Source organism: Mesorhizobium sp. M1A.F.Ca.IN.020.06.1.1, assembly GCF_004023265.1.
Classification (GTDB): Bacteria; Pseudomonadota; Alphaproteobacteria; order Rhizobiales; family Rhizobiaceae; genus Mesorhizobium.
Genome location: NZ_RZSR01001100.1, coordinates 1 through 1,824, shown reverse-complemented (window position 1 = coordinate 1,824; position 1,824 = coordinate 1). Strand labels below are relative to the sequence as shown.

Here is a 1,824-nt window from a genome sequence, read left to right as displayed (position 1 = left end):
GTATATTCCACCCTGTGTCATAGGCGATGGCCGAAGCCGAAACGGTCTGCCAGGGATCCTCGCCCGCTTGCAGGGGGCCGCCGCCTTCCCAAGGCCTTCTGTTGGATGCCTTGCGGCCGGCATGGGCGAGCTGGACGCCGAATTTGGTGCCGGGCGCAGCGACGCGCCTGGCCGCATCGAGCGTGCGCTTGGCCGCCGCCTCGTTGTCGTCGGAGTAGAGGCCAAGACAGCCATGCGAGATGCGGCCGCGCCGCTCGACGTCGGTCATCTCGACGGTCACCATGCCGGCGCCGGACATGGCCAGGTTCATCCAGTGATGCAGATGCCAGTCGCTGGCGGAACCGTCCTCGGCCGAATACTGGCACATCGGCGCTACCGCAATACGGTTTGGAAAGGTCAGGCCGCCGAGGGTGATCGGCTGGAAAAGCGATGATGTCATGGAAACGGCTCCTGGGAGAGATATCGCTATCTAGGCAGCCGCGGCACTTCGCGCCAGACAACAGCCGGTGAAAGTCTCGCTGGACCAGTCGCTTTCCAGGATTGCGCCCGCGCCTGTTCGCCGATAACGCTTGCCGACAGCACGGAGCCAATCATGGAAGATCGCGTCCGCATCCAGTCTGAAGAAGTCCTGTCCGACGATTGGGCGGTGCTCAAGAAGACGGTGCTCGACTATCGCCGCCGTGATGGGCGCTGGGAGACGCAGATCCGCCAAACCTACGATCGCGGCGACGGCGCGGTGATCCTGCCTTTCGATCCGCAGCGCTCGACGGTGCTGCTGGTGCGGCAGTTCCGCTATCCGGCCTACGTCACCGGTCATCGCGAGCCGCTGATCGAGGCCTGTGCCGGTCTGCTCGACGAAAACGATCCGGAAACCTGCATCCGCAAGGAAGCGGAAGAGGAGCTCGGCTATCATTTGAAGAACGTTGAGCGGCTGTTCGCGCCCTATATGAGCCCCGGGAGCGTGACGGAACGGCTCTGGTTCTTTACCGCGCGCTATTCGCCGGCCGACCGTATTTCCGACGGCGGCGGAGCTCCGGAAGAGGGCGAAGACATCGAGGTGCTGGAAATGCCGCTCGACGAGGCGCTGGCCGGCATCGCCGACGGCCGTATCGTCGACGCCAAGACCATCATTTTGATCCAGCACCTGAAGCTCAATCCGATCAAGGGTTGAGTGGCCTGCCACCCGAAGCGAGGAGCGAAGGGTGGTGCGGACGACGGGAATCGAACCCGTACGATCAGAGATCGAGGGATTTTAAGTCCCTTGCGTCTACCAATTCCGCCACGTCCGCGCGCCGCGATTTCAAGCACTTGGGCCGACACGAGTCCAGCCTTGTGGGCGGGATGGCACCGTATTGCCACCGAATATTGCTCTTCCGCATCGGTTCTCATCGCAACTGGACCGGCTATGGCTCGCCTTCCGGGCCGCAGAAGACCAGCGCAGGGCGCGCTGTTAACCCTTCTCCACGACGGTGAGAGCGTCAGTCTCGCTGTTCCCGTTCCACGGGAACGTCTGCTGTTCGATGACGGTCAGCCCTGCACGCGCGCTGACATGCTCGACAAATCCCTTTGGCATGAAATTCCGCCAATCGGGATTTCCCCGAAGGATGCGGTTGGATTATCCGAGTAGTTCGAATGATGAAGGAGAGCTCGTGCCCCCGGTTTCAAGACGGAGGCGACTTCCATGATGTAGGACGCCACGGTCAGCGGTTCGAAATGAACCATCGAGTCGTAGCTGAAAACGGAGGAAAAGCGCCCCTTTTCAAACGCTAGACTCTTGCCGTCCGGTGAAAGCGTCACGGTCACATGAGAAGCGCTTGAAAACCG

At 61.7% G+C, this 1,824-nt stretch carries 2 protein-coding genes, 1 tRNA gene and 1 pseudogene; 1 reads left to right on the top strand and 3 read right to left on the bottom strand.

Features of this window, described 5'->3' with window-relative positions:
• Positions 1 to 439: pseudogene (locus tag EOA60_RS31380) on the bottom strand (oxidoreductase); the annotation flags it as partial.
• Positions 440 to 592: 153 nt separating this feature from the next.
• Between EOA60_RS31380 and EOA60_RS31375 the strand changes: the two are divergent.
• Positions 593 to 1,171, top strand: coding sequence for an NUDIX domain-containing protein (locus EOA60_RS31375; RefSeq protein ID WP_095802227.1), 579 nt, complete (start codon positions 593 to 595; stop codon positions 1,169 to 1,171).
• A 32-nt stretch (positions 1,172 to 1,203) separates the two neighbouring features.
• Here the strand turns inward: EOA60_RS31375 and EOA60_RS31370 are convergent.
• Together EOA60_RS31370 and EOA60_RS38430 are read right to left on the bottom strand one after the other, a co-directional pair.
• A tRNA-Leu gene (locus EOA60_RS31370) sits at positions 1,204 to 1,289 on the bottom strand.
• A 238-nt stretch (positions 1,290 to 1,527) separates the two neighbouring features.
• On the bottom strand, positions 1,528 to 1,824 hold a 297-nt coding region (locus EOA60_RS38430; protein WP_206628333.1), incomplete at its 5' end, for a class I SAM-dependent methyltransferase.